The organism is Priestia sp. HNGD-A6 (genome assembly GCF_045784335.1).
Taxonomy (GTDB): domain Bacteria; phylum Bacillota; class Bacilli; order Bacillales; family Bacillaceae_H; genus Priestia; species Priestia zanthoxyli.
Genome location: NZ_CP138621.1, coordinates 2,036,996 through 2,062,317 on the forward strand (window position 1 = coordinate 2,036,996; position 25,322 = coordinate 2,062,317).

Below are 25,322 nucleotides of genomic sequence, written 5' to 3' on the forward strand. Positions count from 1 at the left end.
ATAAAAAAACTCAAAAAAATTTTATCAATTTTCTTCCATAGAGTTTCAACTCATAAAAAAATCCAATCATGTTAATGATTGGATTTATCTTATTTATTTAGTGATGGTGGGATCAGCGGTTTGACTGTCGATAATTGGTTTTTCGCTTGTTTTTAACGTTATTTCTTCATATTCTCCCGGCGCTAATACACTTTTATCTCCTCTCATGAGATACGTATAGGCGATGATAGAAATGAATAGACCAAATGTCCAGGCATTATCCCATAAAAAGCGCAGTCCAGGAATCAGTAAGCCTAAAACAGGTATGGCCACGCCAATTACTAATGCATAAATACCGTTTTTATTAAAACCAGTTGAATAACTATAGCGACCGTTTACCTCGTATAAATCCTTTAATGCCATCTGTCTCCTTCTTACAAGCCAGTAGTCAGCAATGGCGATGCCGTCTATAGGACCAAGCAGCGCTCCGTATGTTCCAAGCCATCCAAAGATATAATTCCCGAAATTAGACATGATGTACCATGGCTGAAGCAAAATAGCAAAGATACCGGTTACTAGCGCTCCCATCGCAAACGTGATTTTCTTTGGATTCAGATTCTCAATTGCACGGGCCGGCGCCACAATATTTGCTCCCACATTAATCGTTAAAGAAGAAAGCACGATAACGATTGTTCCTAAGAAAATGATAAACGGAGGGAATTTAGCTACTAACGCCACTGGATCCCAAATAGCTTCTCCGAATATAACGATGGTTGCCGAGGTAACAGCAATTCCAATAAATGAAAAAACACTCATCGTCAACGGCAAGGAGAAGGTTTGCGCAACCATTTGGGATTTCTGGCTTCTAGCATATCGACAAAAATCCGGAATGTTCAAAGCGAGCGTCGCCCAAAATGCAATGACTCCGGTTAAAGCAGGGAAAAATACAGCTAGAAATTCTCCGGTGGATGTAAATTTAGAAGGCGTAGATAAAATGGGTCCCCACCCTCCTGAGTTTGTATAAGCCCATATAAAAAGAATAATAGCTGAAATACCAATAACCGGAGCAGCAATCGCTCCTAACACTTTAATTGCTTGCGGTCCTTTATACGCCACTCCTACATTTAAAAGCCAAAAGAGAGCAAATACAATGGCTGTATGACCAGCTAAACCATTCCAAGATGAAAATGAAGCGCTTAGCAGTGTATCAATTGCTTCCGTTCCAATCCATGTATTAATTCCAAACCATCCAGCAGCCACAATAGCCCTAGCCAGTGCTGGGATATGTGCTCCTTTATCTCCAAACCACAGGCGGGCAAATACCGGATAAGGAATGCCAAACTTGGTTCCAGCGTGAGAATTAAGCAAAATAGGAATAAGAACAATTACATTTCCTAAAAAGATTGTACCAATTGCCTGCCACCAGTTCATTCCAAGCGTCATCATTCCGCTCGCCATTGTGTAAGCTGGAATACACAGACACATCCCAATCCAAAGCGTGGCAAAGTTAACTCCTTTCCAAGAATGTTCTTTCATCGTAGTAGGACGTAAATCTTCATTCCAAAGATCGCTGCCGCTCAGCTGATTGTGCGTCTCATCTGTGAGCGTCACAATTCCATCTTGCTCGATTTGTGTTTTCATCCATAAAACCCCTTTTCATAAAATAAGTTCATTTCAAAAAACAAATTTTATTTGAATTTTCTGAAATATAAAGGCGTTTGTGACGATTCCTTCTAGTATGTGATAAATACTAACGTTATTCCTTATTATATTTAATGCGAAACAGGGATACACTGGACAAATTGTAACATTATTTGAGGGAACTTTTATATATTGTGTAGTGTTAACTCTTTTGGTTGTTAGATAACCTAACACACAAAAAATCATCGCCTGAAAGCTTCAAGCGATGATTTTTGAACTTAATGTACGTATTTTTTTTGAAAAGCCGTAATGCTTTCGTATTCTTCTTTAAATAAACGAGCCAAACGAATATAGATAGTCGTTAACTCTTTATATACTTCACTGTTTTCTTTGATTGGATAATGATGATTAGTCGCTCCAACCATATCGGAAACAACGTTTAATGAGTCGACTTCGCCAAGGCTATATAAGCCAAGAATAACTGCTCCTAGACATGAACTTTCAAAGCTTTCCGGCACGGATACTTCTTGGTTAAAAATATCTGCCATCATTTGGCGCCAAAGTGCGGAACGTGCAAATCCGCCTGTTGCCTGAATTTTTGTAGGTTCTCCAATTAACTCTTCAAGTGCCAATAATACCGTATACAAGTTAAAAATAACGCCTTCTAATACGGCGCGAATCATATGTTCTTTTTTATGATGCAAACCTAGGCCAAAGAACGAACCTTTAGCATTTGCATCCCAAAGCGGCGCACGCTCTCCTGACAGGTATGGATGAAACAATAAGCCGTCTGCTCCAGGTTTCACTAAAGCCGCAATATCTGTTAATACTTCATATGGATCTTTTCCAAGACGTTTAGCTGTTTCGACTTCCGACGCTCCAAATTGATCACGAGCCCATCTAAAAATCATGCCTCCGTTATTTACAGGGCCGCCAATTACCCAGTGGTCTTCTGTCAACGCATAACAGAAAATACGACCTTTAGGATCGACTACTGGCTTGTCAGTGACTGCTCGAATAGCTCCGCTTGTCCCAATTGTTACTGCAACAACGCCTGGTTCAATCGCATTTACACCTAAGTTTGATAATACGCCATCGCTTGCACCTACAATAAAGGGCGTATCCGGCAGTAAGTGCATCTCAACTGCAAGCTCTGTGTTTAGCCCTTTCACTTGATGCATAGTTGAAACAGGAGTGGATAGCTGATCTGTCGTCACACCTGCTACTTTTAATGCTTCTTCATCCCACGCAAGGTTTTTCAGATTAAATAAACCTGTTGCTGATGCAATCGAATAGTCGATCACATATTCGTTAAACAACTTAAAGAATACATATTCTTTAATTGAAATAAACTTATGTGTTCCCTTCACTAATTCAGGCTGTTCATTAGAAAGCCATGTTAGCTTGGAAAGTGGCGACATCGGGTGAATAGGCGTGCCTGTACGTAAATAAATCTCATGGCCGTTGTATTCATTTTTAATTTTTTCCGTCCATTCTGCACTTCTATTATCGGCCCACGTAATACATTTTGTCAGCGGCTTTCCCTGCTGATCAACGGCAATAACACTGTGCATAGCTGAGCTGAATGAAACGCATAAAATATCCTCAGGTTTTACATCGCTTGTTTTTACAACCGTTTGAATAGTACGTACAACTGCTTGAAAAATTTCTTCAGGATCTTGCTCAGCCATCGCGGGCGTAGGCGAGTATAGTGGATACTCAATCCCATGGTTAGCAATGACTGTACCGTCTACTGAAAATAATACAGACTTTGTACTCGTTGTTCCGATATCTACACCTATTGCATATTTTTTGCTCATGCTGCTGTCCCCCTACTTTACTACTTTACTTATTTACAACACCGTGACCGCCGAATTCATTTCGAAGTGCTGCTACAACTTTTCCTGTAAATGTATCTTCCTCTAATGAACGATAGCGCATCATTAGCGATAAAGCAATAACAGGAGTTGCCGTTTGAAGATCAAGGGCAGTCTCTACGGTCCATTTCCCTTCACCAGAAGACTGCATGACTCCTTTAATACTATCTAGTTTAGGATCTTTTGAAAACGCATTTTCCGTTAGTTCCATTAACCAAGAGCGAACGACAGATCCGTTATTCCAAACGCGCGCTACGGCTTCATAGTCGAAATCAAACTGACTTTTTTCCAGAACTTCAAATCCTTCAGCAATGGATTGCATCATTCCATATTCTACACCATTATGAACCATTTTTAAAAAGTGACCGCTTCCGCTTTTGCCTGCGTACATAAATCCATTTTCTACGCAAATATCACTAAAAATTGGTTCAATTGTACGGAATGCTTCTGCATCTCCGCCAATCATTGTACATGCTCCGTTTCTTGCACCTTCCATTCCGCCGCTTGTCCCTACATCAAAGAAGTAAATACCTTTTTCCTGAAGATCCTGAGCACGTCGAACAGATTCTTTATAATTAGAGTTTCCTCCATCTATTACAATATCTCCTTCTGACAGAAGTTCTTTTAGTTCTGTAATCACATTTTCCGTTACTTCTCCAGCCGGAACCATAACCCATACAACTTTAGGTGAAGCAGGCAGTTCGTTGACTAACTCTTCAATAGTAAAGGCACCAGCTGCTCCTTCATTTGAAAGTTTTTCTACCGCTTCTTTATTCACATCATAAGCTACAACTTCATGATGATTGTCCATTAAATTTAATGATAAATTATATCCCATTTTTCCTAAACCGATTAATCCAATTTTCATTTTACAAACTCCCTTTGAAAAAAAATTTCACATTACCTCCATTATACGAATTATTTTTCATTTTGCAATCGTTTACAAGAAAATTTTTTTCACACATATTTTTGTGCTATACTCTTTTTACTACTAAATTCGTGGAAAGGAACATCAGTTATGACGCAAAATTGTTTAGGAAAAATTCGTTCTCACTATGCTAGATTCAGTGAAAAAGAGAAAAAAATTGCAAATTATATTTTAGAACAGCCGGAACAAATTATTCACAGTACCATTAACGAAGTAGCAGACGATTTAAATGTAGCTGATGCAACAGTCTTTCGCTTTTGCAAACGAATTGGCTTCAAGGGCTATCAGGCGATGAAAATAGCGCTGGCTGCTGAAATTATGACGCCTATTCAGCAAATTCACGAGGAAATTGCTGAAACGGATAATGAAAAAACGATCGCTGAAAAAATCTTTCGCTCCAACGTGCGAACGCTTGAGAATACATTACAAATACTAGAGGGCAATGCTATTGAAAAAGCCGTCAAACTTTTAATGAAGGCCGATAAAGTTCAATTTTATGGCACGGGAGGCTCTTCAGTCGTGGCTATGGATGCTTTTCATAAATTTGTGCGAACAGGAATTAAAACGTTTGCATTTATCGATTCCCATTTCCAGCTTATGTCCGCTTCTCAATTGACGAAACAAGATGTAGCGGTAGTGATTTCTCATTCTGGAACAAATAAAGACACGATGAACATTTTAAATACAGCAAAAGCGAACGGCGCCAAAACGATCGGGATCACGGGTTTTCCTAAATCTCCATTAAGTCAAAACGTTGACGTTTCTCTTTATACAAGTTCAGAAGAAACCGAATATCGATCTGAAGCTCTCGCCTCGAGAATTGGACAGCTAAGCCTCATTGATGCTTTGTATGTTAATGTAATGATTGCAAATAAAGACACCTCTAAACACTCGCTTGAAAAAGTACGCGATGCTATTGCTGAAACTAGAATTTAATGTTTCGCCCTTATATATTCTTCAACTCCAACATCAAACAGAGCATAAAATATATGCTCTGTTTAGTGCGGTTCTTCACTTAAAATTTTCAGGTTTTCATTCTCATTTAACATTTTCTAAGTTGCTACATATGATAAAGCACAACTTTTAAAAAGTAGGTGAAGTGTGTATGGATATTATCTATCGCACTGCAAAACTAGATGATTATACAGAAGTAAATAAAATATTAGGGGAATCACTAGAACTCCACGCAAATGCGCTTCCTTCTATGTTTGATAACCAAATGGCTGTTTTATCTCCAGAACAATATCAAGCTACCCTTTATTATGCAACCATTGATATTCTTGTAGCTCAATATCGAAATCAAATTATTGGAGCATCTGTTGTTGAATTAAAATATAACCCTCCCACCACGTTAGCTCCGCTTTCCTACACAGCATACATCCAATATTTTGGTGTAAAAAAAGGCTTTCAAAATTATGGGGTAGGAAAAGGTCTTTTTTCTGCTACGAAACAGTGGGCTGTACAAAAAGGAGCAAATGACCTCCAGCTTACCGTATGGGCATTTAACGAAAAAGCACGTGCTTTTTATGAAAGTCTTGGACTGGAAAACTTAAGCTATCTTATGACTACTTCACTACAGCCATAAATCGTTCCATTAACGGAGGCTAGGCACGTATCTCCTACGTGCCTAGCCTCCGTTATTCAAATAAAAGACTAAATCATTTTAACGCGTTAATTTACGCAGCTTATATACATACTAAAAGAAGTTTATTACGTAGCCGGATTGCCTTCTTGCAGCTGTTCTTGTTCATCACGCTGACGGTGAGCCAAACGACTTGCCGCACTAGAAGCTACGCTCGCTACCAAATCATCTAAAAAGGTATTAACTCCTTTTTCTTTTTTACAGTCCAGCTTTTCAATAATACCTACTTTTACTTTATCTAAATAGCCAAAGGTCGTAACAGCGATACTGCCATAGGTTAAAACGGCACCTAAAGCAATCGTTTCGTCAACGCCAAACAACCCTTCGTCTTGTTCTACAATACTTTGAAGAGGTTCTGATAATTTATTTTGCTCAGCTAACTTATCAAGTTCGATTCCAACTAGAAGGGCATGCTGAATTTCTCGCTTTTGCAGTACTCTCTCTACGCTTTCAGCGCATTCCTGAATGGTTAGAGCTGGATGATAAGGAAGCTGTAAATCATACACAATTTCAGCAATATCCAAAACTGTTACGCCACGCTCTTCCAGCAAATTAAATGTTGCCTTTGCTACTTCTTTGCTCGTTGGGATTTTTTTCGCTGTCATGTCTCTCTCTCCTTTTCAAGTTGTTGTCTCTCTTTATACTAAATTCGATGAGAGCCGCTAAAAACCTTTTTTGTTCATCCGCCTGAGTTCATAAACTCGTCACATATCTCTTTAGGCGCTCATTACATTTACTTGCTATAATAAAATTATCGAATCAGGAGGTTTGTCTACTGTGGAAGAAAAACAAAGTAAATTTAGCAGAGGCTTATTATTATTTTTCATTGGCGCAACAGCCCTTTTCTTTATCATCTTAATCGTTCTGTTTCTCATGTCTACTTTTGGAAAAAGCGAAAAAGAAGCTGTGGCTCTGCTCGCAGGAAATCACTATGCTATCGTTAAAGAAGAGAATTCATATACTCTTTATGATCAAAAAGAAAACAAGCCTATTTTGAAAGATGTAAACGGCTATTTCGGTGCTCGCAATATCCGAAGTTATGTAAAAAATGACACAGAATTGGTTTCGATTGATGAAAAAGAAGAGGAATATACGAAAAAACCGCTAAAAAAAGCCACTCAAGCAGAAAAAGATATGTTTAAAAAGATGAAAAAATTAGATTAACAAAAAAACGAATCATCAATCAAGCTGTTTGATTGATGATTCGTTTTTTTGTTAAAGTGGACGCAGGTTTTATCTGTTTCATTCCTTCTAGCAGTTGATTGGAGGGCAAGTCGAAGACTCCTTCGGAAACAGCGGAACAGGTGAGACCCCGCAGGAGCACAAGCGACGAGGAGGCTCACCGGCCGCCCGCGGAAAGCGGAGTCTTGCACGGAAATCAACTGCGGCCGAGCAAGCTGCCCAGATTATATATCCAGATTGTTCATGTTTGGATGAAATTCATTTCGTTACGTCCCAACCTCTTTTTTTAGCAACGCATGCCTCTTTCTCGTCATTCGCTAAAAAATTCGTTACAATAAAATAAAGAACGATTTTCAGAAAATGTGTTACAATAAAGGTAACGCTTTCATTCAAATGCATAGGAGTCGATTATTCATGTCAGAAAGTAAGCGGAAGTTAGAAGAAATTTCTTTTTATAGTGACGCACTGCAAGAAGATGTCACGTTACTAGTCTATTTGCCGTCAAACTATTCTACGCTCTATAAATATTCTCTACTTATCGCCCAAGACGGAAAAGATTATGTTATGTACGGACGTACACCTCGTTTAATCGATGATTTAATGAACGAGTCAGAAATCGATCGTACTATTTTTGTTGGAATTCCATATAAAAGCGTGGAAGACAGACGCGATAAGTATCATCCAGAAGGAAAGCAGGTAGATGCTTACATTCGCTTTTTAGCACATGAACTTGTGCCATTTTTGGATAAAACATATCCTACATATCAAATGGGAAAATCTCGTGTTCTAATTGGTGATTCGCTTGCTGCTACAGTTTCACTGCTGACGGCCATTGCGTATCCTCACACGTTCGGGAAAGTAATTATGCATTCTCCTTTCGTGAACGATGCTGTATTACAAACGGTCAACTCATTTGCTTCTCCTTCACTTCTGGATTTGTATCATGTTATTGGAACGGAAGAAACGGATGTCAAAACAACACAAGACGGTATATTGAACTTTATTGAGCCTAACCGCCTGTTGCACGAACAAATGAAGCAGCGTGGATATTCTGTTTTCTACGAAGAATTTGATGGAAATCATACGTGGAAATACTGGCAAAAAGACGTAAAGCGGTCGCTTCAATATATGTTGAAGTAGAAAGATATCATATTTTTTGAAAATTTGTTATAATAAGCTCGCTTTATACATATTTTATGATCTTACTTTGGAGGGATTTTTTATGAAATTTGGCGTTGTACTTTTTCCATCTAAAAAATTGCAAGATGTAGCGAATTCTTATCGAAAGCGCTATGATTCTCACTATTCATTAATTCCGCCTCATCTTACATTAAAAGAAGTCTTTGAAGCTACAGAAGACCAAATTGATGAAATTGCGGCTAATTTGCGTAAAATTGCCGAAGAAACAAATCCATTTACATTAAATGTAACGAAAGTAAGCTCATTTTCACCAGCCAATAACGTTATTTACTTAAAAGTGGAACAAAAGCCAGAACTGACGTCACTTTACAATAAACTTCATGAAGGCAATCTCGAACAGCCAACTGAGTATTCATTTATTCCACATATTACAATTGGTCAACGACTTTCAGATGATGAGCACTTAGATGTGTATAGCCAGTTGAAGCTTGTAGATGTCGCTCATGAAGAAACAGTTGATCGCTTTCATTTAATGTACCAGCTTGAAAATGAAACATGGACTGTGTTTGAAACATTTCGTCTTGGAAAGGGATAAGATACGTGAACATCAAAGTACTAACGAACAAACAAGATCCTTCTGATGCTTACTTCGTACGTCAAAAAGTATTTGTAGAAGAACAGCAGGTTGATGTAGAGCAAGAAATCGATGAATACGATTCCGAAGCCCTGCATTTAGTTGTATACAAAGGAACTACACCAATTGGGGCAGGACGCTTCCGTATGGTAGAGGACTATGGAAAAGCTGAACGAATCTGCGTTCTTTCTTCTTATCGAAAAGACGGTGTAGGAAAGCTTTTGATGGATAAGTTAGAAGAGATCGCAGCAGAGCATGAGATTGAAAAGGTTAAGCTGCATGCTCAAACGCATGCGGAAGGATTTTATAAAAAGCTAGGCTACGTAACGGTTTCAGGTGAATTTATGGATGCTGGAATTCCACATGTAGAGATGGTAAAGAAACTAAGTAAAAAACACTAGGAATTGAACCTGGTGTTTTTGCTTTTTTAAAGGATAAGAACCTTTGCTTTGCTTATACTAATACCTAATCATGTGAATTAGGTGAAAATATGGATGAACTTATCGGAATTGCACTAGAACTCTTTATTGGATTTATCTGCTTGTTTATCTTAACTAAATTTTTAGGCAGAGCGACGATCACTCAGCTTACCACTTTTGATTTTATCTCTGCTCTTGTACTAGGAGAGTTAGTAGGAAATGCGTTATATGACTCAGAAGTAGGCATAGGCAAAATTTTATTTGCTGTTATCTTTTGGGGAGCGCTTATTTATGTCACCGAAGTTATTACTCAAAAAAATATTCGCCTGCGCTTGTTTTTAGAAGGACGGCCATCTATTATTATTCGAAAAGGGAAAATTTCGTACAAAGAACTTAGCAAAAATCGATTAGATATCGATCAACTTCTTCATATGCTGCGTTCAAAAGACATATTTTCCATTCGTGAAGTTGAATATGCGATTTTAGAAACAGATGGCTCGCTAAGCGTATTGCCAAAATCTGATTATGCTAAGCCAACAAGAAGCGATCTGCAGCTGCCTCCTTCTGAACCTGTTTTATCTATCGCCTTCGTCAGTGATGGACGTTTGCTTTTGAAAAACTTAATTCAGTCAGGCTTTGATGAAGACTGGCTAAAGAAACAGTTAAAAAAACAGGGATTTACCGATTATAAACAGGTGCTTTATGCTGAATGGCAGCAGGGCCGTACACTTTTTATTGAATCTTACTAAGGTGTTTTTTACTTGTTCATTGCTTTGTTAAAAATCGTGATCGCATTCATTCTGCTGCGTTCACGATTTTTTCTATTATACCCGTGTATTAATCACTAGGCCCTTATTTGTTAGCTTGCTGTATACACGCTCTGCTGCTTGAAGCTTTTTTCGCTTTTGTACGGAACTTGGCGTCAATTCCAATGAGTGAGAACGCGATTCAAACTCTTCGTCAAAGCTTTTTTTCTGGACAGGCCAAATACGATTTGAAAAAGAAGCATTATTTTTTTGAAGGCGATTTGCATATTGAATAGATTGATAAGGTGTGACGGGCAGTATATATCCCATATGAACCCTCCTCTTTTTCAAGATACCTTCTACTCCCAGACCTCAGTATTTTTCGCAAGAAGTATCGACATTGAAACAGCTCACTTACGCCCTCTTCTAGACTTGTTCAAAACAGATAGCACTTTGTATCTATACCGCCTTTTTTTGAACATATGTGATCTCTTACTCAATATATACCCTTTTTTACATCGTATCCCTCCAAAAATATCCGTACTCTTTTTAAAAAAAGATGATTTTGATATGATAGACTTTGATTATAGAATAAAAACTGTGCGTATATACACATCTATATCGATGTAGAACAAGAGCGGCTTCTTGCTTTAACTCCCTCTTATTTACTATTGATTGTTCATGTTTTACAAAGGAGGCCATGTTTTTTGCAACGTGCACTTTATCAAAAACAGATACTTAATCTTGCTATAACGGCTAGAGACCGATTTCAATATTTATATGAAGCTAGTCTCCGAGGAGAAATAACATGTGCTCACTGCGGAGAACCAGTTAAATTATATCTGGGGATTGAACATTCTCCTTACTTTTATCATGCTCAAGTTCCTCATGAAAGAGAAGAGTGTTCAGACACACTATCAGAAACAACAGCTGTACAACAAATAAAAGAAACTCCGGCTGAATACAGAGAAACCAATGGATTTCGTATTCCTAAAGGACGAGCTATTGGTGAGAAAAATTCAACTGTAAAAGAGAAAGCGACATGGAGGTCTTCCGCGCCTTTTTCAAGTATTCCTGCTTTTCGCTCAAAACCACCTGTTCCTAAACACTCTGACTCTCCTTATTTAAATGAGTTTAAAGAGAGCGGTATTGAATTAGATTCGAACCAATGGAAAGCTGTTACACATTCAGAAGGACCTCTTCTTATTCTAGCCGGTGCAGGAAGCGGAAAAACGCGTGTGTTAACAGCTCGCACCGCATATATGATACAAGAAAAACAAATTGATCCAAAATCCATTATGCTGGTGACTTTCACGGCTAAATCAGCTAAAGAAATGAAAGAACGATTGGCTACATATCCAAAGATGTCCGGCTTACATCTTCGTCAAATGCTAGTTGGAACTTTTCACAGCATTTTCTTACGTATGATTGTTCATCACAACCCTCAAGCGTGGCAAATGGATCGCCTGCTGAAATGGGATTGGCAAAAAGAACAGATCGTGAAAGAAGCAGCAAGAGAGCTCCACGTGGATGAAAAAGATTTCCCGTTTGACCAGGCACTTCAGCAAATCGGCTATTGGAAAAACACGCTTGTTGGCGTGAAAGATGTTCGCCCAAAAGACAAATGGGAACAAGATGTGCACTTTTTATATCGTCGCTATGAAGAAGTCAAAAAGCAAAAACAGCTATTCGATTTTGATGACATGCTGTATGGATGTTATGAAATGCTAAAACAAAATCCCGATTTGCTAACTCGTTATCAAAAAAGATTTCGCTATTTTTTAATTGACGAATTTCAAGATATCAATAAAGTTCAATATAAAATTATGAAAATGCTAAGTGAAGACTCTAAAAACTTGTGTGTCGTAGGAGATGATGATCAATCAATTTACGCTTTCCGCGGAAGCGACCCTTCGTTCATCTTAAACTTTGAAAAAGATTTTGCTCATACAACTGTTATTACGTTAAACCAAAATTATCGTTCAGCTCACGCCATCGTTTCTTCCGCTAATAAAGTGATTGCACGAAATACAGCGCGCCGACAAAAAGAAATGGCTGCCCAGTTTGATAATGAGTTGAGACCTACCTTCTTCTTTCCATACGACGAAGAAGAAGAAGCAACAATGATTGTAACGGATATGAAAGAAAAGATTAAGCAAGGAGCTTCTCCAACTGACTTCGCGGTCTTGTACCGAACTCACGCTTCTTCACGCGCCATCTTTGAACGTTTATCGCAGTCAAACCTGCCATTTTCAATCGAACAAGATGCGGATTCGTTTTATAAAAGAAGAATGGTTCGAAGTTTACTTTCATTTCTACGCTTGAGCGTGAATCCAAATGACGCAAGTTCGCTACAAGATTTAGTGAACGCACTCTTTTTAAAGAAAACAGCAGTCAATGACTTAAAAGCAGCAAGTATTCTTCATGACGGTACATTTATTGATGCGCTTGAATATCTTCAAGATTTAAAACCGTTTCAGCAAAAAAAGCTCAAGAAAGTAATTCCTTTATTCAAGTCGCTAAAATCAATGTCTCCTTCTTTGGCACTTGAGACGATTTCTAAAGATATGGGATTCGATGATTTTGTCAAAAAACGCGGAAATGAAGGAAATATGATGGAAAAAGGTTCGGATGACGTGCGGGATTTAAAAGTTGTAGCACGTAAATTCAAAACCGTACCTGAACTGTTAGAGCATGTGGATCATATGATTGCCATGAACACAGAGATGAAAGCTTTAAGCAAGCAATTTAATGAAAGTATTCAGCTAACCACCATTCACCGAGCAAAGGGTCTTGAATATAAGCATGTATACGTACTGAGCAGCGTAGACGGAGGATTGCCTCATGATTATGCACTCGAAGCTTATCGAGGCGGAGATGATGTGCCGCTTCAAGAAGAACGCCGCCTTTTATATGTAGCCATGACGCGTGCACAGAATTCACTTTACTTATCTGTTCCGCAAACTAGAAGAGGTAAAACCGCTTATCCTTCAAGATTTCTGAAGTCTTTTATAAAAAAAGTATAAAGCAAAAAAGGCTGGGACAAAAGTATTTTAGTCAAATTGAAGTACGAACGGTTAATCAAAATTATTGATTAACCGTTCGTACTTTTTATTGTCATGTACATGTAGAGTTAATATATTTAGTTGCTTCTAGCTGTTGATTGGATTGATTTCGCTATGTTTCAACCTCTATTATTAACCAAACATTCCACTAAGAGGTAGATATTCATAAGTAGATGCGTTACACTACGTTATGTACTGCATTACTATATTTTAGGAGGTTCCATTATTGAACGCAAAGCTTATTCATGAAAATGAAAAGATTTTTTTCATTTTGTGTATGGTTATCAGCTTATTAACCTATTTGTTTTTAATTATTTCACTCGTCGGCATTCTCTACATTGCAATCGGTTTTTTCATTACATTTATGCTACACGGTTTCTCTATTGCTCAAATTCGCAATAATGGAGTTAGATTGACAGAGAAGCAGTTCCCGCACACTTATCATCAGGCAAAACATTTATCTTCAGAGCTGGATTTAGAGCTGCCCGATATTTATATTGTTCAATCAGGCGGCTTATTAAACGCGTTTGCTACACGTTTTTTTGGACGTCACTTTGTCGTTTTATACTCCGACATTGTTGAAATGATTGAAGATAATCAAGAAAAAGAACTTTCTTTTATCATTGCCCACGAATTAGTTCATATCAAACGTAAGCACACACTCTACCACTCACTTATTCTACCTGCTCTTTGGGTTCCTTTTTTAGGAAAAGCTTACTCTAGGGCCTGTGAATATACATGTGATCGCATAGCTTCCGTTGCGATTGGTGATGCAAAAGCTGCCACTCAAGCACTAACTATACTTGCGGTTGGTCATTGTCTAAATAAAAAAGTAAATCAGGAAGAATTTGTTCATACGCACTCACAGGAAAAAGGTTTTTTTATGTGGTTGAATCAAGCTACTTCAACTCACCCTCCTATCGCTCATCGTATTAAAGAAATTAATTACTTAGCACAGCATCCCGAACTGTTTGATCTTGATTCTAACGCATTTCAAACAAATGAAATTGCCTAAATGGAAAAAAGCCCTGACACCTCAGGGCTTTATATAAAAATATTAAATTATTTTTTCTCATTTAGCATTTTAGCGATGGTCGCAAAATCAATGGATTGATTATTGTTTGCAATCGCCTTAACAATTTGTTCTTCTTTTTGTTTTGAAATTGGCTTATTCGCAATTTGTGCTACTCGCTTCACAATATTACGCACCGTGTGCTCATCTTTAAAATTAGCATTTTGTACAGAATTCGCAAGTTCAAAAATATCCTTCATATTAACGCCTGTTTTCTTTTCTATATTTTTAAACATATTATTATCCATTTTGCATGACCTCCTTTATTTATACTTCATCGTATGCACCATGTGCCTAGATGGTGCCCTTTACATTTAATAAAAAAATAAAGTGCGAGTGAAACTTCACCCGCACTTTTCGGTGCCTTATTCATAGAAGGGATTAATTGTAAAAACAAACACAACCAACAATAATTAATAGAATGAATAATACAACGATTAACGCAAAACCACCGCCGTAGCCACCACCGTAACCACAACCACCGTAGCCAAATCCGCAGCCCATAATATTACACCCCCTCTGTTTTACTCTCTATACTGTATGTTCAATAATATGATTTTGTATGGGCTTTTCAACTGTGTACATTAAATTTCATTGTCCAAACGGATCTTCAGCATCTTGCTCATCAAGTCTTTTTACATTTTGCTGCAGTTTCCTCTCTTGCTGTTCCATCTGATTTTCTGCTTTTTCTACTTCTTTCATTCTCTTTCGATGTTCTCCCATCATATGCTGTTCAAAAAACCGTTCAAATTCATCAAAAAAATCTGGCATCTCTACACCTCTCTCCACTCCATGTAAAAAAGCATTGTCCGAGTGACAATGCTTCTATTGCTTATCGCTTTGGTAACTTTGAACCGCAGCCGCAACCACCTTGTTTTGGAGAAGGGTACTGGACTGGCTTAGGAATGGCATGCCCTTTCTTCACCGATTGTTTTGTCATTGGTTGTGGATGATAAGGCAGGGGCTGAGGGTATTGATTAGGATTATAATTATAATGATAATACATCATGTTTCCCTCCTTTTCACAGCATCCTATCTATAACATTATATTCAGGACTAAAGAAAGACGTTCTATCTTATTTGTCCATTTTGCGCTGCAGGGACAAAAATAAATCCGTGCTGTTTTTTTGTTTCCTCACTCTCGGTCTTTCTCCTCCCTTTTGCTCTGTCACTTCACGCAGCCGATTTTGCAGTTCTTGAATTGTCCCTTGGGCTTGATGATTGTACTGTACAATAGACTGTTCGGTTTTTGATTTTTGTTCATTGACGCATGCTTTAAGCCAATCTATTTTTTCCTCTAGCTTCTTTTTTTCTTCTTCATGCTTTTGCTGTAATTCCAATAACTCTTCCTTCATATCTTCATATTCAAATTCTTGGTGCTTGAATTTTTGATATTCTTCTTTATAAAAAGCCAACTCCGACTTCAATGAAGCAATATATTGTTTTGTTTTTTCCTCGCTCATGCCCTTCACTCCTCCATTATAAATAACCCACAGCTTCTAAAAAATCAGTTAAAGATGAATAACACTTTTTATTAACATGAATATGCTGTAATTGAGTTTATTATTTCCTTCATTTTTTATGCTCGCTCCAACTAGGATTTATTCCGATAAATTCCGCTTTTACTAAGGAACATAAAAGCAGGTCATTCATACACTATAGTAGTCCGATACCTAGTAACGAAAAGCGTAAAGGAAGGACAATTAAAATTAGGAGGTTTAAAAATGGCAGAACTTTTTGAATCATTATGTATCCGCGTACCTAAAGTGTACGACTGGGTTAGACGTCAAGTTGTTTTACCACAAATCTTTACGAACGACACTTCATTATTTGAAGAAGAAGCACTTAAAGATTTAGGCCATGACGTAGAAGTGGAAATTGTTTTAACAGATAGTGAAGGTCACCCTGTAGATCCTTCAGATGAAGACGCACTTGATAACGTGATTGAGCTTGTGCCGCACGGTGGTCGCAGACCTAAAAAAATTGTGTTACCAGATGGAGAAGTTGTTGTTCTTCATGAAGTAAAATTATCAATTAGCGGCTTTTACCGAGTTAAGTTAATTGAATTGAATGGACATCACAAACACGATGAGGTTGAATCTAGCGTTATTCCTTGGAAAATACATCAAACATTCTATTTATGCGCCCCGGAAGGAACAGAACCTGTTGTCCACCTTGAATCTTTTGAAGGAACTGACGGTTCTCTCAGATTATCAGATTGTCACTTACAGCAATTAAGCTTTGATCTTATGTTATGCCTAAGTGTTCAAATTGAAAAAGATGTTAAAGTTGAAGTAGAAGGAAGCTTCTGCTACCCTCGCCCTGAAATCATTTCTACAAGCAGCTGCTCACCTATTGAATATCCACCTCAATGTGATGCTATTTTCCCTGGAAGACCACATCACGATGATTTTGATGGAGACGATGTAGAGTCAGGCTTCGACCATCACGAATTTGATTAACAAGATAAAAAGCCAGAGGAGAATATTTCTCCTCTTTTTTCATCCTTTACGCGCTTTCTGCATACATATAAATAAAACTGCTATGGGCAGCTCTAACGACCAGATTAATTTATAGCTCAGCAGGAAAGGAGACTACTAGATGAGTCGTAACTCCCCTTCCCCTAAAGATGATCTAACTCAATTAAAACAAAAGCTCATACACTATAAATCAGAAATTCGAAACGTGCAAAACCAACTAAAAAGCTATGAACGAGCTTTAGAGCGAGAAAAAGAAAATACATCGTTTTGGAAAAAGAAACACGCTGAGACGCTTTCTACATCTGAAAAAGAAGTAGAAATTGAAGAATTAGAAAAAGAACTGGATCTACTGAGAAACGAGCTTTCCGAACAAAAAATTATTGCCGAAGCGTTTCGAGAAAAAGCTTCAAGGAAACAGCCCGTTATTGAAGAAAAAATCGTGGAGAAAGTAATTGAAAAGATTGTAGAAAAACCCATAGAAAGGTTCGAAAAAAGCGATATCCTCTGTTTCTTCCAACATTCCATACTGCTGCCAGAACAAGATGAAAGCGAGCTGATGATGTTCGGCAACGTAATTATTCAAAATCAAACGAGCAGTACTTTATACTCTCCAACACTTTGCTTAAAAATGAAGCCTACTGCTTCTGCTATGTTAAGCGGGAAGATCATTGATGAAAAAGATATTGAAGCTTCTAGTGTCCCCTCTTCTTCTTTAGAATGGCGCTACGCTCATCCAAAATGGAACGAAAAAATTCAAAATGACGGTGAATATTGGATTAAACCCATTAAGCAAACAGTATTAAAGCCCAAAGGCAAATTACTATTTGACTCTTTTCAAGTAGTCATTCCTCTCTCCACTGATACAACTTCATTTATTCTAGAAGGCTTTTTCTATAGTGAAGAGTGGCAAGAAGGTATTCCTTTTTTAAATAAAGTTGTGCTAAATTTCCCTTAATCATTAAAAGACATATTGACGATCAATATGTCTTTTAACTCGTCCATTTATTTCATAAAAGATTCTATAATTCCTGCACACCCTGCAATAGCTAAGATCGTAATAACAGGAATAGCAATGTGTGGGACCGCTACATAACTAAAATAAATTCCTACTGCACACCATATGCCTGTACACCAATAGCAGCTGAGCAGTTCTCCAATCCACCTTTGCAGCCCCTTCCCTTTTATCTCCAGGTACGTTACCGTATTTCCTTGTTCATCTTGATCTTCTACAATTTTGTGAAACGGCTTCCGAATAAAAGCCGTAATTTTATCAAAAACAATTAGACGAGTAAGTCGAAACGTTGCAAAGATAAATAGCGTTAGATAAATCCATGTCATCTTCATTCCTCCGTACATTCACAAACTTATGAAAATAAAAGCTAACGTGCTTTTTCACTGTTAGCTTTTAAAATTACTTAAATTTTAACGATAGATATGGTTTGAATATCATGAAATGTCAATACTGTTTTCTCTTTATTAGGAGGAACGCTTACGTATAAACTTCCTTCTTTTAATTCTAAAATTGTTCCTATATATTTTTGATTTTGGCACGTAATTTCACAAATTGGCTGAGACATATGAGGCGGGAAGCTGCATAGAAATTCAACTTTTTCTTTAATCGTCATAGACTGAAACATTTTATTTGGCTTTTTATTCTCTGATTGCGGTATATCCACGGGAACAATTGAACGCTCTTCCTTTTTTTCATTCTTAATCTCTTCCACTTTTTCTACGTCAGGCTCTTTGACTTCTTGAATAGAAGAAAAGCTGGGCTCTTCTTTTAACACGTGCTCTTTCTCTATTCCTTTATTGTCTTGCTGTTTTGAACTAAAATAATATTGCATAGAACGCTGGTTTTGCGTAGCGTTTGGCTGGACAATGTACATTAGCGGCTCATTTTCTTCTGACTTAGATTTTGAGTTAGTCATGAAGCATACCTCCAATTGCTTGTTATCGTTCTTTTAAAAATGTATGCTTGCACACGGAAAAACTTGTTTATTTTTTTGCGGCAGCCTTTTTAGAAATAAAAGCAGCACTATACTTTTTTATATAATTTAGGAAAATACCACAAAAGAAGTTGAGATATAACTAAATTAATTCAATCTAAAGACGCATAAATAGGATACATGAGCTGAACGCTTGTTACACCGCCGTTGATTTCCGTGCAAGACTTCGCTTTCCGCGGGCGGCCAATGAGCCTCCTCGTCGCTTGCGCTCCTGCGGGGTCTCACCCCTTCCACTTTTCCCGCAGGAGTCTTCGTCTTGCCCTCCAATCAACTGCTAGAAAGAGCTAAACAGATGAAACTTATTTTCAAAACAACAAAAAAAAACGAACCACTAATCAAACATGTTGATCAGTGGTTCGTTTTTCACTTGAGCTAAAATACTTTTGTCTCAGTCTCTTCCTCTCATTCAATCAGGTAGAAAACTAAATCCAGCTAAATACCTTTATCTAATTTTATACTCAAGAAGCATACGCAATTCATTCACATACGAACGAGACCCCGTTACAATCAAACGATCATCAAATTCAAGCTCTGTATCGCCATGAGGTACAATAGAATCTTTACCTCTGAAGATTCGAACAAAAATCACATCTCCTGTAAATGGGAACTTACGAAGCTCTACCCCCTCGTATTTAGGGTTACGCATATTAATTTGATAAAGTGCTGTTTCTTGATTCGTTAAGATATTTAAAATATTTGGCGATTCGATTAAAGCTTTTAGCAATGCCGTTGTAGATAACAGCACAGAAAAAACTTCAATGTTATTTTCTTTCATCTTTTCATCTAAGACAGGACTTTCTACGCGGGCAATAACCCGTTCTGTACCATACTCTTTTGCAAATAGAGCAATGTCGCTATTTCTTTCTTCTTCCCCTGTTGTTACAACTAATACATCCGCATCTAAAATCCCCATACTTCTTAACGTTTCCTTACTATATCCATCGATGTCGACGATATTAAAAATGGAATCCGACGTACGGTTTTCAATTTTGTCCTGAGTAGGATGATAAATCGTCACATCATATAAATCAAGATCCATTTCTCGAATAACCGGGAGTGTAAATTGATTTGCACCAAGCATATTAACCTTCAGCTTTCTATCACTGATTTCTGGCTTTGGAAACAGCTTTCTAAAGATAATAGGTGTAATAATACATGTAATAATCGCCACCAAAATCAGCGCACCGGACATTTGTGAATCAATCACACCAATATTTTCACCAACCGTTGCTGCCGCAATAACGAGTGATAAAGTCGATGTTAAAAGAAAACCCGATGCCAAAACGGTTTTCATATCATACCATTTCCTTAAGATTAACGCTGGAACTAGCTTGGATATTAATAATGCAATGAATAATAAAGGCATTAAAATCAGCACTTTTTTATCACTGAACAATGACCAAACGTCAAGCTTCACTCCTACCATCACAAAAAAGATAGGAATTAAAAAACCGTAGCCAAACGAATCTAATTTATGAACTAAGTTTTTATTAGGCGCAAGAAGAGAAACGAGTGATCCCGCTAAAAAAGCGCCTAAAATGTTTTCAACACCAATTGACTCCGAAAGGCCCACTAGAATAATAATAAGTGCAAATACGGCGCGCGTGTCGATTTGAATTGTACCTTTAGACATCGTCTCAAGAAACGATCGGTTTTTAAACTGCTTCCCTATGAAGTACAAAATCACTCCTACTCCAAATAAAATTAAAATCAACCATGTATTGCTATTTCCTGATTTATCATAGACGGAAGCAAATACGGCTAGTAAAATCATCGTGACTAAGTCCGCAATAACCGCAATCAATAAAATGGTTTGTCCAATTGGCTTTTTCATAATCTGTGCATCTTTTAAAGTCGGCACTACTACTCCTAGTGAAATGGTAGAAATAATAAGCGTCATCAAAAAGGCATTATCAATAAAACCGGTCCATACAAAAACATAGGACAAAAATAGTGAAACCGCAAAGATAGCTGCAAACACTAGTATAGAAATGGAAAAAGCATTTGGCACCTTCGCTCCTGATGCCTTTTTGTCTTTTGAATTTCCTCCAGCAAAAGCAGAAAAATCAATTTCCAAACCACTTAAAAACATCAAAAAGATAAAGCCTAAAGTGGAAAGTGTTTCAAGCCACATATCCTGCTCCACAAGGTCAAAACCACTTTTCCCTATAATTAATCCCATAATAATTTCAGCTACGACTACAGGTATAATGTTGAGTTTAAACCGATGCAACAGTATAGGCGTTAAAAAGGCCAAACTAATGACGATAACAAGTGATGTAAAGGACGCGTGCTGTTCCATTAGATTCCCCTCCTTTTACCTTCGCTATTTATAAAACGAAGACGTTAGTATTCAAAATTAAAGGTTAATCATAAAAGCTTGAAGGTTCTCTGTCAACTATATGAACTGATAATGAAAATCCGACATGATTACTCATGTCGAATTCCAAAGTCCCTTCATTATTTTAAATAACTCATAAACGTTGTGGCTAGACCGAAGTAAATTAAAATACTGATAAGATCATTGATCGTTGTAATAAATGGTCCTGATGCGACTGCAGGGTCAATTTTGAATCTGTGCATGAGAAGCGGGATAAACGCTCCTGCTAGTGTAGCCACAATCAATGTTGAAAATACAGAGACGCCTACCAAAGCGCCTAAAATCAGATCTCCCTGCCAAATATAAACAATTAATACAACTAAAAGTCCACATGATGCGCCCGTAATCATTCCGGTAGCTGCTTCTCGGATTAACAGCTTAAATTTGCTTTCTTCTTCGATTTCTCCCGTCGCCAGTCCGCGAACCGCAACGGCTAGTGCCTGTGTTCCTGTATTACCAGCCATACCGCCAATTAAAGGTATAAATACAGCTAAAATAGCTACTTGATTCAACGTATCTTCAAAACGTCCAATTAAACTCGCTGTCATCATTCCTAAAAACAGCAAAATGATCAGCCAAGGCAGCCTCTTTTTGGCCGCTACTAAAGGATTGTGGTCAATCGTATCATCTACATCACTAATACCGGCTAATTTAGAATAGTCATCCGATGCCTCTTCATCAAGAACATCCATCACATCATCAACCGTAATAATCCCTAGAAGATGCTGCTGAAAATCAACAACTGGAAGCGCAAGAAAGTTGTAATCGCGCATAATGCGCGCAACTTCTTCTTGGTCTTCTGCTACTGACACGGATACAACTCGTTCATTCATAACTTCGCTTATCATCGTATCTTCATCTGCTATAATTAAATCACGAAGAGAAATAACACCTGCTAGATGCTTTTGTTCATCAATAACAAATACATAATAAATCGTTTCCGCTTCTGGAGCTTCCCTGCGTAGAATGTGCATAGCTGAATGTACGGTTTGATTTTCACGAATGGCCACAAACTCAGTCGTCATAATACTTCCAGCGGTATATTCCTCGTAATGAAGCAGCTCTTTAATTTCATCGGCTGCTTCTTCATCCATAATCGTTAAATAGCTCGCCACTTGTTCTTTATCCAATTCATTTAATACGTCAACGGCATCATCCGCCGACATTTCCGACAGCATGTCTGCTGCAAAATTGGGATGCATTTCTGAGAGAATTTCTTGATAATCTTCTTCTCGTATCTCTACATTTTCAAAGATATCCGCCATTTCTTCCGGAGATAACATCTCGTACAGCGCAAACCTAGAAGGCTCATCTAATTCTTCAAAAAATTGAGCTTGGTCATACGTATGCATATGTAAAAATTCTTCACGAAATGCATCGATTTCATTTTTTTCTAGAAGTGATAATAAATGTTCGGCGAACCATGCTTTTTCTTCTTTTTCAATTGAATCTGTCATGTCTTCAACCTCCCTGTCGCACAAAACTCATTTAACTTTATGATGAATTTTGTTTTTTTTCAACTCATAGCTCTTTACTCTTTTCCCAATAATATATAAGTTCTACACATAGTTTGCTCCATATAAGGGTAATTTTATATCGTCAAAGGAAAAACCTTTTAAGGATGTGGATAAAAGATGAAAGTAGATATAATAGGCGATATCCATGGATGTTATGATGAATTTAAAGCGTTAACAGAAAAACTTGGGTATGAGTGGCAAGACGAGATTCCTATCCACTCTGACGGACGGCGCCTTGGATTTGTAGGTGATTTAACAGACCGAGGACCTCATTCACTAAAAGTGATTGAGCTCGTATGGTCACTTGTAATCAAGCATCAGCAAGCTTACTACTGTCCAGGCAATCACTGTAATAAGCTATATCGCTTCTTTTGCGGTAACAAAGTGGAAATTACTCATGGGTTAGAAACGACCGTTGCTGAGTACGAAGCCTTGCCTTCAAGAGAACAGAAATTCATTAAAAAAAAGTTTATTGAGCTTTATGAGCAATCACCTCTATATGTGCAGCTTGATCAAAATCAATTAATTATTGCTCACGCCGGCCTTAAAGCTGAATACATCGGCAGAACAGATAAAAAAGTTAAAACCTTTGTGCTATACGGAGACATTACGGGTGAAAAACATCTAAACGGTATGCCTGTCCGACGGGATTGGGCCCAACATTATAACGGAAAACCTTTTATCGTGTATGGGCATACACCCGTAGTAAAAGCCAGAAAAATTCATAATACCATTAATATTGATACGGGCGCAGTTTTTGGAGGGGCTTTAACGGCGTTTCAGTATCCTGAAGGGAATATTATATCGGTGCCTTCATCTATGCCTTATGTAGAGGGAAAATTTAATCACTTCGTGTAAAAAGAAAGTCGCTTTTCATTTAAAAAGCGACTTTTATCTTACGATTTGAAGTTTCTGCATATCTGGCGGCAAAGGTGCTGTAAAAGACAACGTTTTTTGTAAAAAAGGATGAAAAAAAGTGAGCTCATAGCTGTGGAGAGCTTGACGAGAAATAAGATGATTCGTTCCGCCATATAGGGTATCTCCAAGCAGTGGATATCCTTTATAAGCCATATGAACACGAATTTGGTGAGTTCTCCCCGTCTCAAGCGAAAGAGCAACTTCTGTAAAAGAAGAATACGGACGAAGCGCCGTATAGTGTGTAATAGCAAACTGCCCATCTTCTCTTACTTCCCGTTCGATGATACTTGACTCTTTTCGGCCAATCGGTGCCTCTATCGTTTCCTTGCCAACAAGCTTACCATGAACAAAAGCTCGGTACACGCGTTTAATTTCATGTTCTTTTTGTGCTTTAGAGAATAAGTAATGAACGTGCCTATGCTTAGCCACAATAAGCAGCCCAGATGTGTCTCGGTCTAACCTGTTCACAAGATGAACAGTCGAGTTAATGTTATTTTTCTCATAATAATAGAGCACAGCATTACTTAGTGACCACGTTAGGTGTTCTCGAGAAGGTATACTTGGCATGTTTGGCTGCTTATTCAAAACTAATATATACTCATCTTCGTATACAATATCCAAAGCTATAGCTTTAGGAAGAAGACTTTCACTTGCTTTTTCTGGTGGAAACGCCACCTTGATTTCGTCACCTTTTTGCAGAATATATCGAACCGTTGCATGCTTTCCATTTACTTCAATCGCTCCTCCTCTGAACTTAATGTCCGTCAGCGAAGCTTTGGAAATATCATGTTCTTTTAAAAATTCACGAACCGCTACACCCTCGAAAGAATGATCTACGGTCCAACTCAACGTAAAAACTTGTTTCATTCTCTTCCCTGCCTTTAATCATCACATACAAAAGAGTCTCTGACACGCTGCCAGAAAGGAAACGCGCGAAAGCGAGCAAATCGAATTTTTTCGCTTGCTACCCGAAATTGAATCGACTTTACATCTTTATGTAAAAGAGTTAAATGATCAATGGTAATTTGAAAGTCTGCGTCGTTAACAGGCTTTAACAGCGCTGTATGATGTCCAGGAAGAACCAATGGAGAACCTATCGTACGGAACACTCGATTGTTAATAGAAGCCATTTCAGCAATTTGAATAGCTTGAAGCGAAGGATGTAAAATCGCGCCTCCAAGGGATTTGTTATAAGCTGTACTTCCCGAGGGAGTGGATACGCAAAGGCCGTCTCCTCGGAATGTCTCAAATCGCTGCCCTTTAATTTCCACATCCATTACTAAAGAGCCTTCTACACTTTTCACCGTACATTCATTCAGAGCTAAATATCGAGCTTCGCGTCCACCGTTCGTATAGCGGATGATCACTTCGAGCAGTGGATACTCTACAGTCTGATAGGGTGTCTTTGCAATAGCAATCACCAGCTTCTCAATCTCATCAGGTGTCCAATCTGCGTAAAAGCCTAAATGACCGGTATGAACCCCAATAAAAGCCGTCTTGTCAAGTCGGTTTCGATAGCGGTGAAACGCGTAGAGAAGCGTTCCATCCCCCCCTACTGACACTACAATATCAGGCTGGTTTTCATCATATTCTAAATGAAAATCTAATAAATACGTTTTCATTTTTTGCATAAGCGTATTTGATATTTGGTTGCCTTTTGATGTAATAGCAAATTTTATTTTCTCCACCTAATTCT

30 protein-coding genes are annotated in these 25,322 nt (G+C 37.9%); 13 read left to right on the forward strand and 17 right to left on the reverse strand.

The window, feature by feature from the left end:
* Positions 1-93: 93 nt before the first annotated feature.
* The 3 genes from SCI76_RS10225 to gnd all read right to left on the reverse strand — a co-directional run bounded on the left by SCI76_RS10225 (position 94) and on the right by gnd (position 4,365).
* Positions 94-1,620, reverse strand: a complete 1,527-nt coding sequence (locus tag SCI76_RS10225; RefSeq protein WP_033578068.1) for an NCS1 family nucleobase:cation symporter-1 — start codon at positions 1,618-1,620, stop codon at positions 94-96.
* A 278-nt stretch (positions 1,621-1,898) separates the two neighbouring features.
* Entirely contained in the window at positions 1,899-3,440 is a 1,542-nt protein-coding gene (gene gntK, locus SCI76_RS10230) for a gluconokinase (RefSeq protein WP_028412332.1), read from the reverse strand.
* Between the two features lie 25 nt (positions 3,441-3,465).
* The gene (gnd, locus tag SCI76_RS10235; protein WP_034269374.1) at positions 3,466-4,365 is read right to left on the reverse strand and encodes a phosphogluconate dehydrogenase (NAD(+)-dependent, decarboxylating); all 900 of its coding nucleotides are present in this window, start codon (positions 4,363-4,365) and stop codon (positions 3,466-3,468) included.
* A 150-nt stretch (positions 4,366-4,515) separates the two neighbouring features.
* Here gnd and SCI76_RS10240 point away from each other — a divergent pair, with 150 nt between their 5' ends.
* Together SCI76_RS10240 and SCI76_RS10245 are read left to right on the forward strand one after the other, a co-directional pair.
* Positions 4,516-5,361, forward strand: coding sequence for a MurR/RpiR family transcriptional regulator (locus SCI76_RS10240; protein ID WP_014461544.1), 846 nt, complete (start codon positions 4,516-4,518; stop codon positions 5,359-5,361).
* A 169-nt stretch (positions 5,362-5,530) separates the two neighbouring features.
* Entirely contained in the window at positions 5,531-6,010 is a 480-nt protein-coding gene (locus SCI76_RS10245; RefSeq protein WP_028412334.1) for a GNAT family N-acetyltransferase, read from the forward strand.
* 125 nt (positions 6,011-6,135) lie between these two features.
* Here SCI76_RS10245 and SCI76_RS10250 read toward each other — a convergent pair whose 3' ends face one another.
* The gene (locus SCI76_RS10250) at positions 6,136-6,672 is read right to left on the reverse strand and encodes a phosphatidylglycerophosphatase A (protein WP_028412335.1); all 537 of its coding nucleotides are present in this window, start codon (positions 6,670-6,672) and stop codon (positions 6,136-6,138) included.
* A 172-nt stretch (positions 6,673-6,844) separates the two neighbouring features.
* On the opposite strand from SCI76_RS10250, the gene SCI76_RS10255 reads away from it, so the two are divergent.
* The 6 genes from SCI76_RS10255 (at position 6,845) to SCI76_RS10280 (ending at position 10,191) form a co-directional block, all read left to right on the forward strand.
* On the forward strand, positions 6,845-7,231 hold the full coding sequence (locus tag SCI76_RS10255; protein ID WP_048020037.1) for a hypothetical protein: 387 nt from the start codon (positions 6,845-6,847) through the stop codon (positions 7,229-7,231).
* Positions 7,232-7,325: 94 nt separating this feature from the next.
* Positions 7,326-7,592 (forward strand): hypothetical protein, encoded by a 267-nt coding sequence (locus tag SCI76_RS10260; protein ID WP_080968680.1) that lies wholly within the window; start codon positions 7,326-7,328, stop codon positions 7,590-7,592.
* 71 nt (positions 7,593-7,663) lie between these two features.
* The gene (locus SCI76_RS10265; protein WP_063248134.1) at positions 7,664-8,389 is read left to right on the forward strand and encodes an esterase family protein; all 726 of its coding nucleotides are present in this window, start codon (positions 7,664-7,666) and stop codon (positions 8,387-8,389) included.
* 82 nt (positions 8,390-8,471) lie between these two features.
* Positions 8,472-8,984 (forward strand): YjcG family protein, encoded by a 513-nt coding sequence (locus SCI76_RS10270; RefSeq protein ID WP_013055455.1) that lies wholly within the window; start codon positions 8,472-8,474, stop codon positions 8,982-8,984.
* A gap of 5 nt (positions 8,985-8,989) precedes the next feature.
* Positions 8,990-9,424 carry a GNAT family N-acetyltransferase gene (locus tag SCI76_RS10275; protein ID WP_048022004.1) on the forward strand — a complete coding sequence of 145 codons (435 nt, stop codon included), beginning with the start codon at positions 8,990-8,992 and terminating at the stop codon, positions 9,422-9,424.
* 89 nt (positions 9,425-9,513) lie between these two features.
* Complete coding sequence (locus SCI76_RS10280; RefSeq protein ID WP_028412339.1) at positions 9,514-10,191, forward strand: DUF421 domain-containing protein; 678 nt, start codon at positions 9,514-9,516, stop codon at positions 10,189-10,191.
* A 75-nt stretch (positions 10,192-10,266) separates the two neighbouring features.
* Here SCI76_RS10280 and SCI76_RS10285 read toward each other — a convergent pair whose 3' ends face one another.
* On the reverse strand, positions 10,267-10,518 hold the full coding sequence (locus SCI76_RS10285; RefSeq protein WP_033578061.1) for a hypothetical protein: 252 nt from the start codon (positions 10,516-10,518) through the stop codon (positions 10,267-10,269).
* Positions 10,519-10,895: 377 nt separating this feature from the next.
* Between SCI76_RS10285 and SCI76_RS10290 the strand changes: the two genes are divergently transcribed.
* Both SCI76_RS10290 and SCI76_RS10295 read left to right on the forward strand, forming a co-directional pair.
* The gene (locus tag SCI76_RS10290) at positions 10,896-13,214 is read left to right on the forward strand and encodes an ATP-dependent helicase (RefSeq protein ID WP_048022002.1); all 2,319 of its coding nucleotides are present in this window, start codon (positions 10,896-10,898) and stop codon (positions 13,212-13,214) included.
* A gap of 265 nt (positions 13,215-13,479) precedes the next feature.
* On the forward strand, positions 13,480-14,268 hold the full coding sequence (locus tag SCI76_RS10295; RefSeq protein ID WP_028412342.1) for a M48 family metallopeptidase: 789 nt from the start codon (positions 13,480-13,482) through the stop codon (positions 14,266-14,268).
* A 47-nt stretch (positions 14,269-14,315) separates the two neighbouring features.
* On the opposite strand, the gene SCI76_RS10300 is transcribed toward SCI76_RS10295, so the two are convergent.
* The 5 genes from SCI76_RS10300 to SCI76_RS10320 all read right to left on the reverse strand — a co-directional run bounded on the left by SCI76_RS10300 (position 14,316) and on the right by SCI76_RS10320 (position 15,788).
* A complete protein-coding gene (locus SCI76_RS10300) occupies positions 14,316-14,573 on the reverse strand; it encodes a stage VI sporulation protein F (protein ID WP_063248135.1) in 258 nt (85 codons plus the stop codon).
* A gap of 133 nt (positions 14,574-14,706) precedes the next feature.
* Positions 14,707-14,829, reverse strand: a complete 123-nt coding sequence (locus tag SCI76_RS10305) for a YjcZ family sporulation protein (RefSeq protein WP_013055448.1) — start codon at positions 14,827-14,829, stop codon at positions 14,707-14,709.
* A gap of 87 nt (positions 14,830-14,916) precedes the next feature.
* Positions 14,917-15,096, reverse strand: a complete 180-nt coding sequence (locus SCI76_RS10310; RefSeq protein ID WP_014461555.1) for a hypothetical protein — start codon at positions 15,094-15,096, stop codon at positions 14,917-14,919.
* A gap of 61 nt (positions 15,097-15,157) precedes the next feature.
* Positions 15,158-15,334: a hypothetical protein gene (locus SCI76_RS10315; protein WP_167387307.1), complete on the reverse strand. Its 177-nt coding sequence runs from the start codon at positions 15,332-15,334 to the stop codon at positions 15,158-15,160.
* Positions 15,335-15,401: 67 nt separating this feature from the next.
* On the reverse strand, positions 15,402-15,788 hold the full coding sequence (locus tag SCI76_RS10320; RefSeq protein ID WP_028412343.1) for a hypothetical protein: 387 nt from the start codon (positions 15,786-15,788) through the stop codon (positions 15,402-15,404).
* 261 nt (positions 15,789-16,049) lie between these two features.
* Here SCI76_RS10320 and SCI76_RS10325 point away from each other — a divergent pair, with 261 nt between their 5' ends.
* Positions 16,050-16,787, forward strand: coding sequence for a hypothetical protein (locus SCI76_RS10325; RefSeq protein ID WP_028412344.1), 738 nt, complete (start codon positions 16,050-16,052; stop codon positions 16,785-16,787).
* A gap of 139 nt (positions 16,788-16,926) precedes the next feature.
* A complete protein-coding gene (locus SCI76_RS10330) occupies positions 16,927-17,760 on the forward strand; it encodes a hypothetical protein (RefSeq protein WP_033578058.1) in 834 nt (277 codons plus the stop codon).
* A 47-nt stretch (positions 17,761-17,807) separates the two neighbouring features.
* On the opposite strand, the gene SCI76_RS10335 is transcribed toward SCI76_RS10330, so the two are convergent.
* The 5 genes from SCI76_RS10335 to mgtE form a co-directional block, all read right to left on the reverse strand.
* A complete protein-coding gene (locus SCI76_RS10335) occupies positions 17,808-18,143 on the reverse strand; it encodes a DUF1360 domain-containing protein (protein WP_048022000.1) in 336 nt (111 codons plus the stop codon).
* A 77-nt stretch (positions 18,144-18,220) separates the two neighbouring features.
* Entirely contained in the window at positions 18,221-18,733 is a 513-nt protein-coding gene (locus SCI76_RS10340) for a CotO family spore coat protein (protein ID WP_033578056.1), read from the reverse strand.
* A gap of 214 nt (positions 18,734-18,947) precedes the next feature.
* Positions 18,948-19,082: a hypothetical protein gene (locus SCI76_RS10345; RefSeq protein ID WP_255256918.1), complete on the reverse strand. Its 135-nt coding sequence runs from the start codon at positions 19,080-19,082 to the stop codon at positions 18,948-18,950.
* Between the two features lie 171 nt (positions 19,083-19,253).
* Complete coding sequence (locus SCI76_RS10350) at positions 19,254-21,113, reverse strand: monovalent cation:proton antiporter family protein (RefSeq protein ID WP_028412348.1); 1,860 nt, start codon at positions 21,111-21,113, stop codon at positions 19,254-19,256.
* A gap of 158 nt (positions 21,114-21,271) precedes the next feature.
* Positions 21,272-22,648: a magnesium transporter gene (gene mgtE / locus SCI76_RS10355; RefSeq protein ID WP_014461563.1), complete on the reverse strand. Its 1,377-nt coding sequence runs from the start codon at positions 22,646-22,648 to the stop codon at positions 21,272-21,274.
* Positions 22,649-22,825: 177 nt separating this feature from the next.
* Here mgtE and prpE point away from each other — a divergent pair, with 177 nt between their 5' ends.
* Positions 22,826-23,566 (forward strand): bis(5'-nucleosyl)-tetraphosphatase PrpE, encoded by a 741-nt coding sequence (gene prpE / locus SCI76_RS10360; protein WP_168760352.1) that lies wholly within the window; start codon positions 22,826-22,828, stop codon positions 23,564-23,566.
* 33 nt (positions 23,567-23,599) lie between these two features.
* On the opposite strand, the gene SCI76_RS10365 is transcribed toward prpE, so the two are convergent.
* Together SCI76_RS10365 and SCI76_RS10370 are read right to left on the reverse strand one after the other, a co-directional pair.
* Entirely contained in the window at positions 23,600-24,493 is an 894-nt protein-coding gene (locus SCI76_RS10365) for an RluA family pseudouridine synthase (RefSeq protein WP_168760351.1), read from the reverse strand.
* A gap of 14 nt (positions 24,494-24,507) precedes the next feature.
* A complete protein-coding gene (locus tag SCI76_RS10370) occupies positions 24,508-25,305 on the reverse strand; it encodes an NAD kinase (protein ID WP_025749877.1) in 798 nt (265 codons plus the stop codon).
* Positions 25,306-25,322 lie beyond the last annotated feature (17 nt).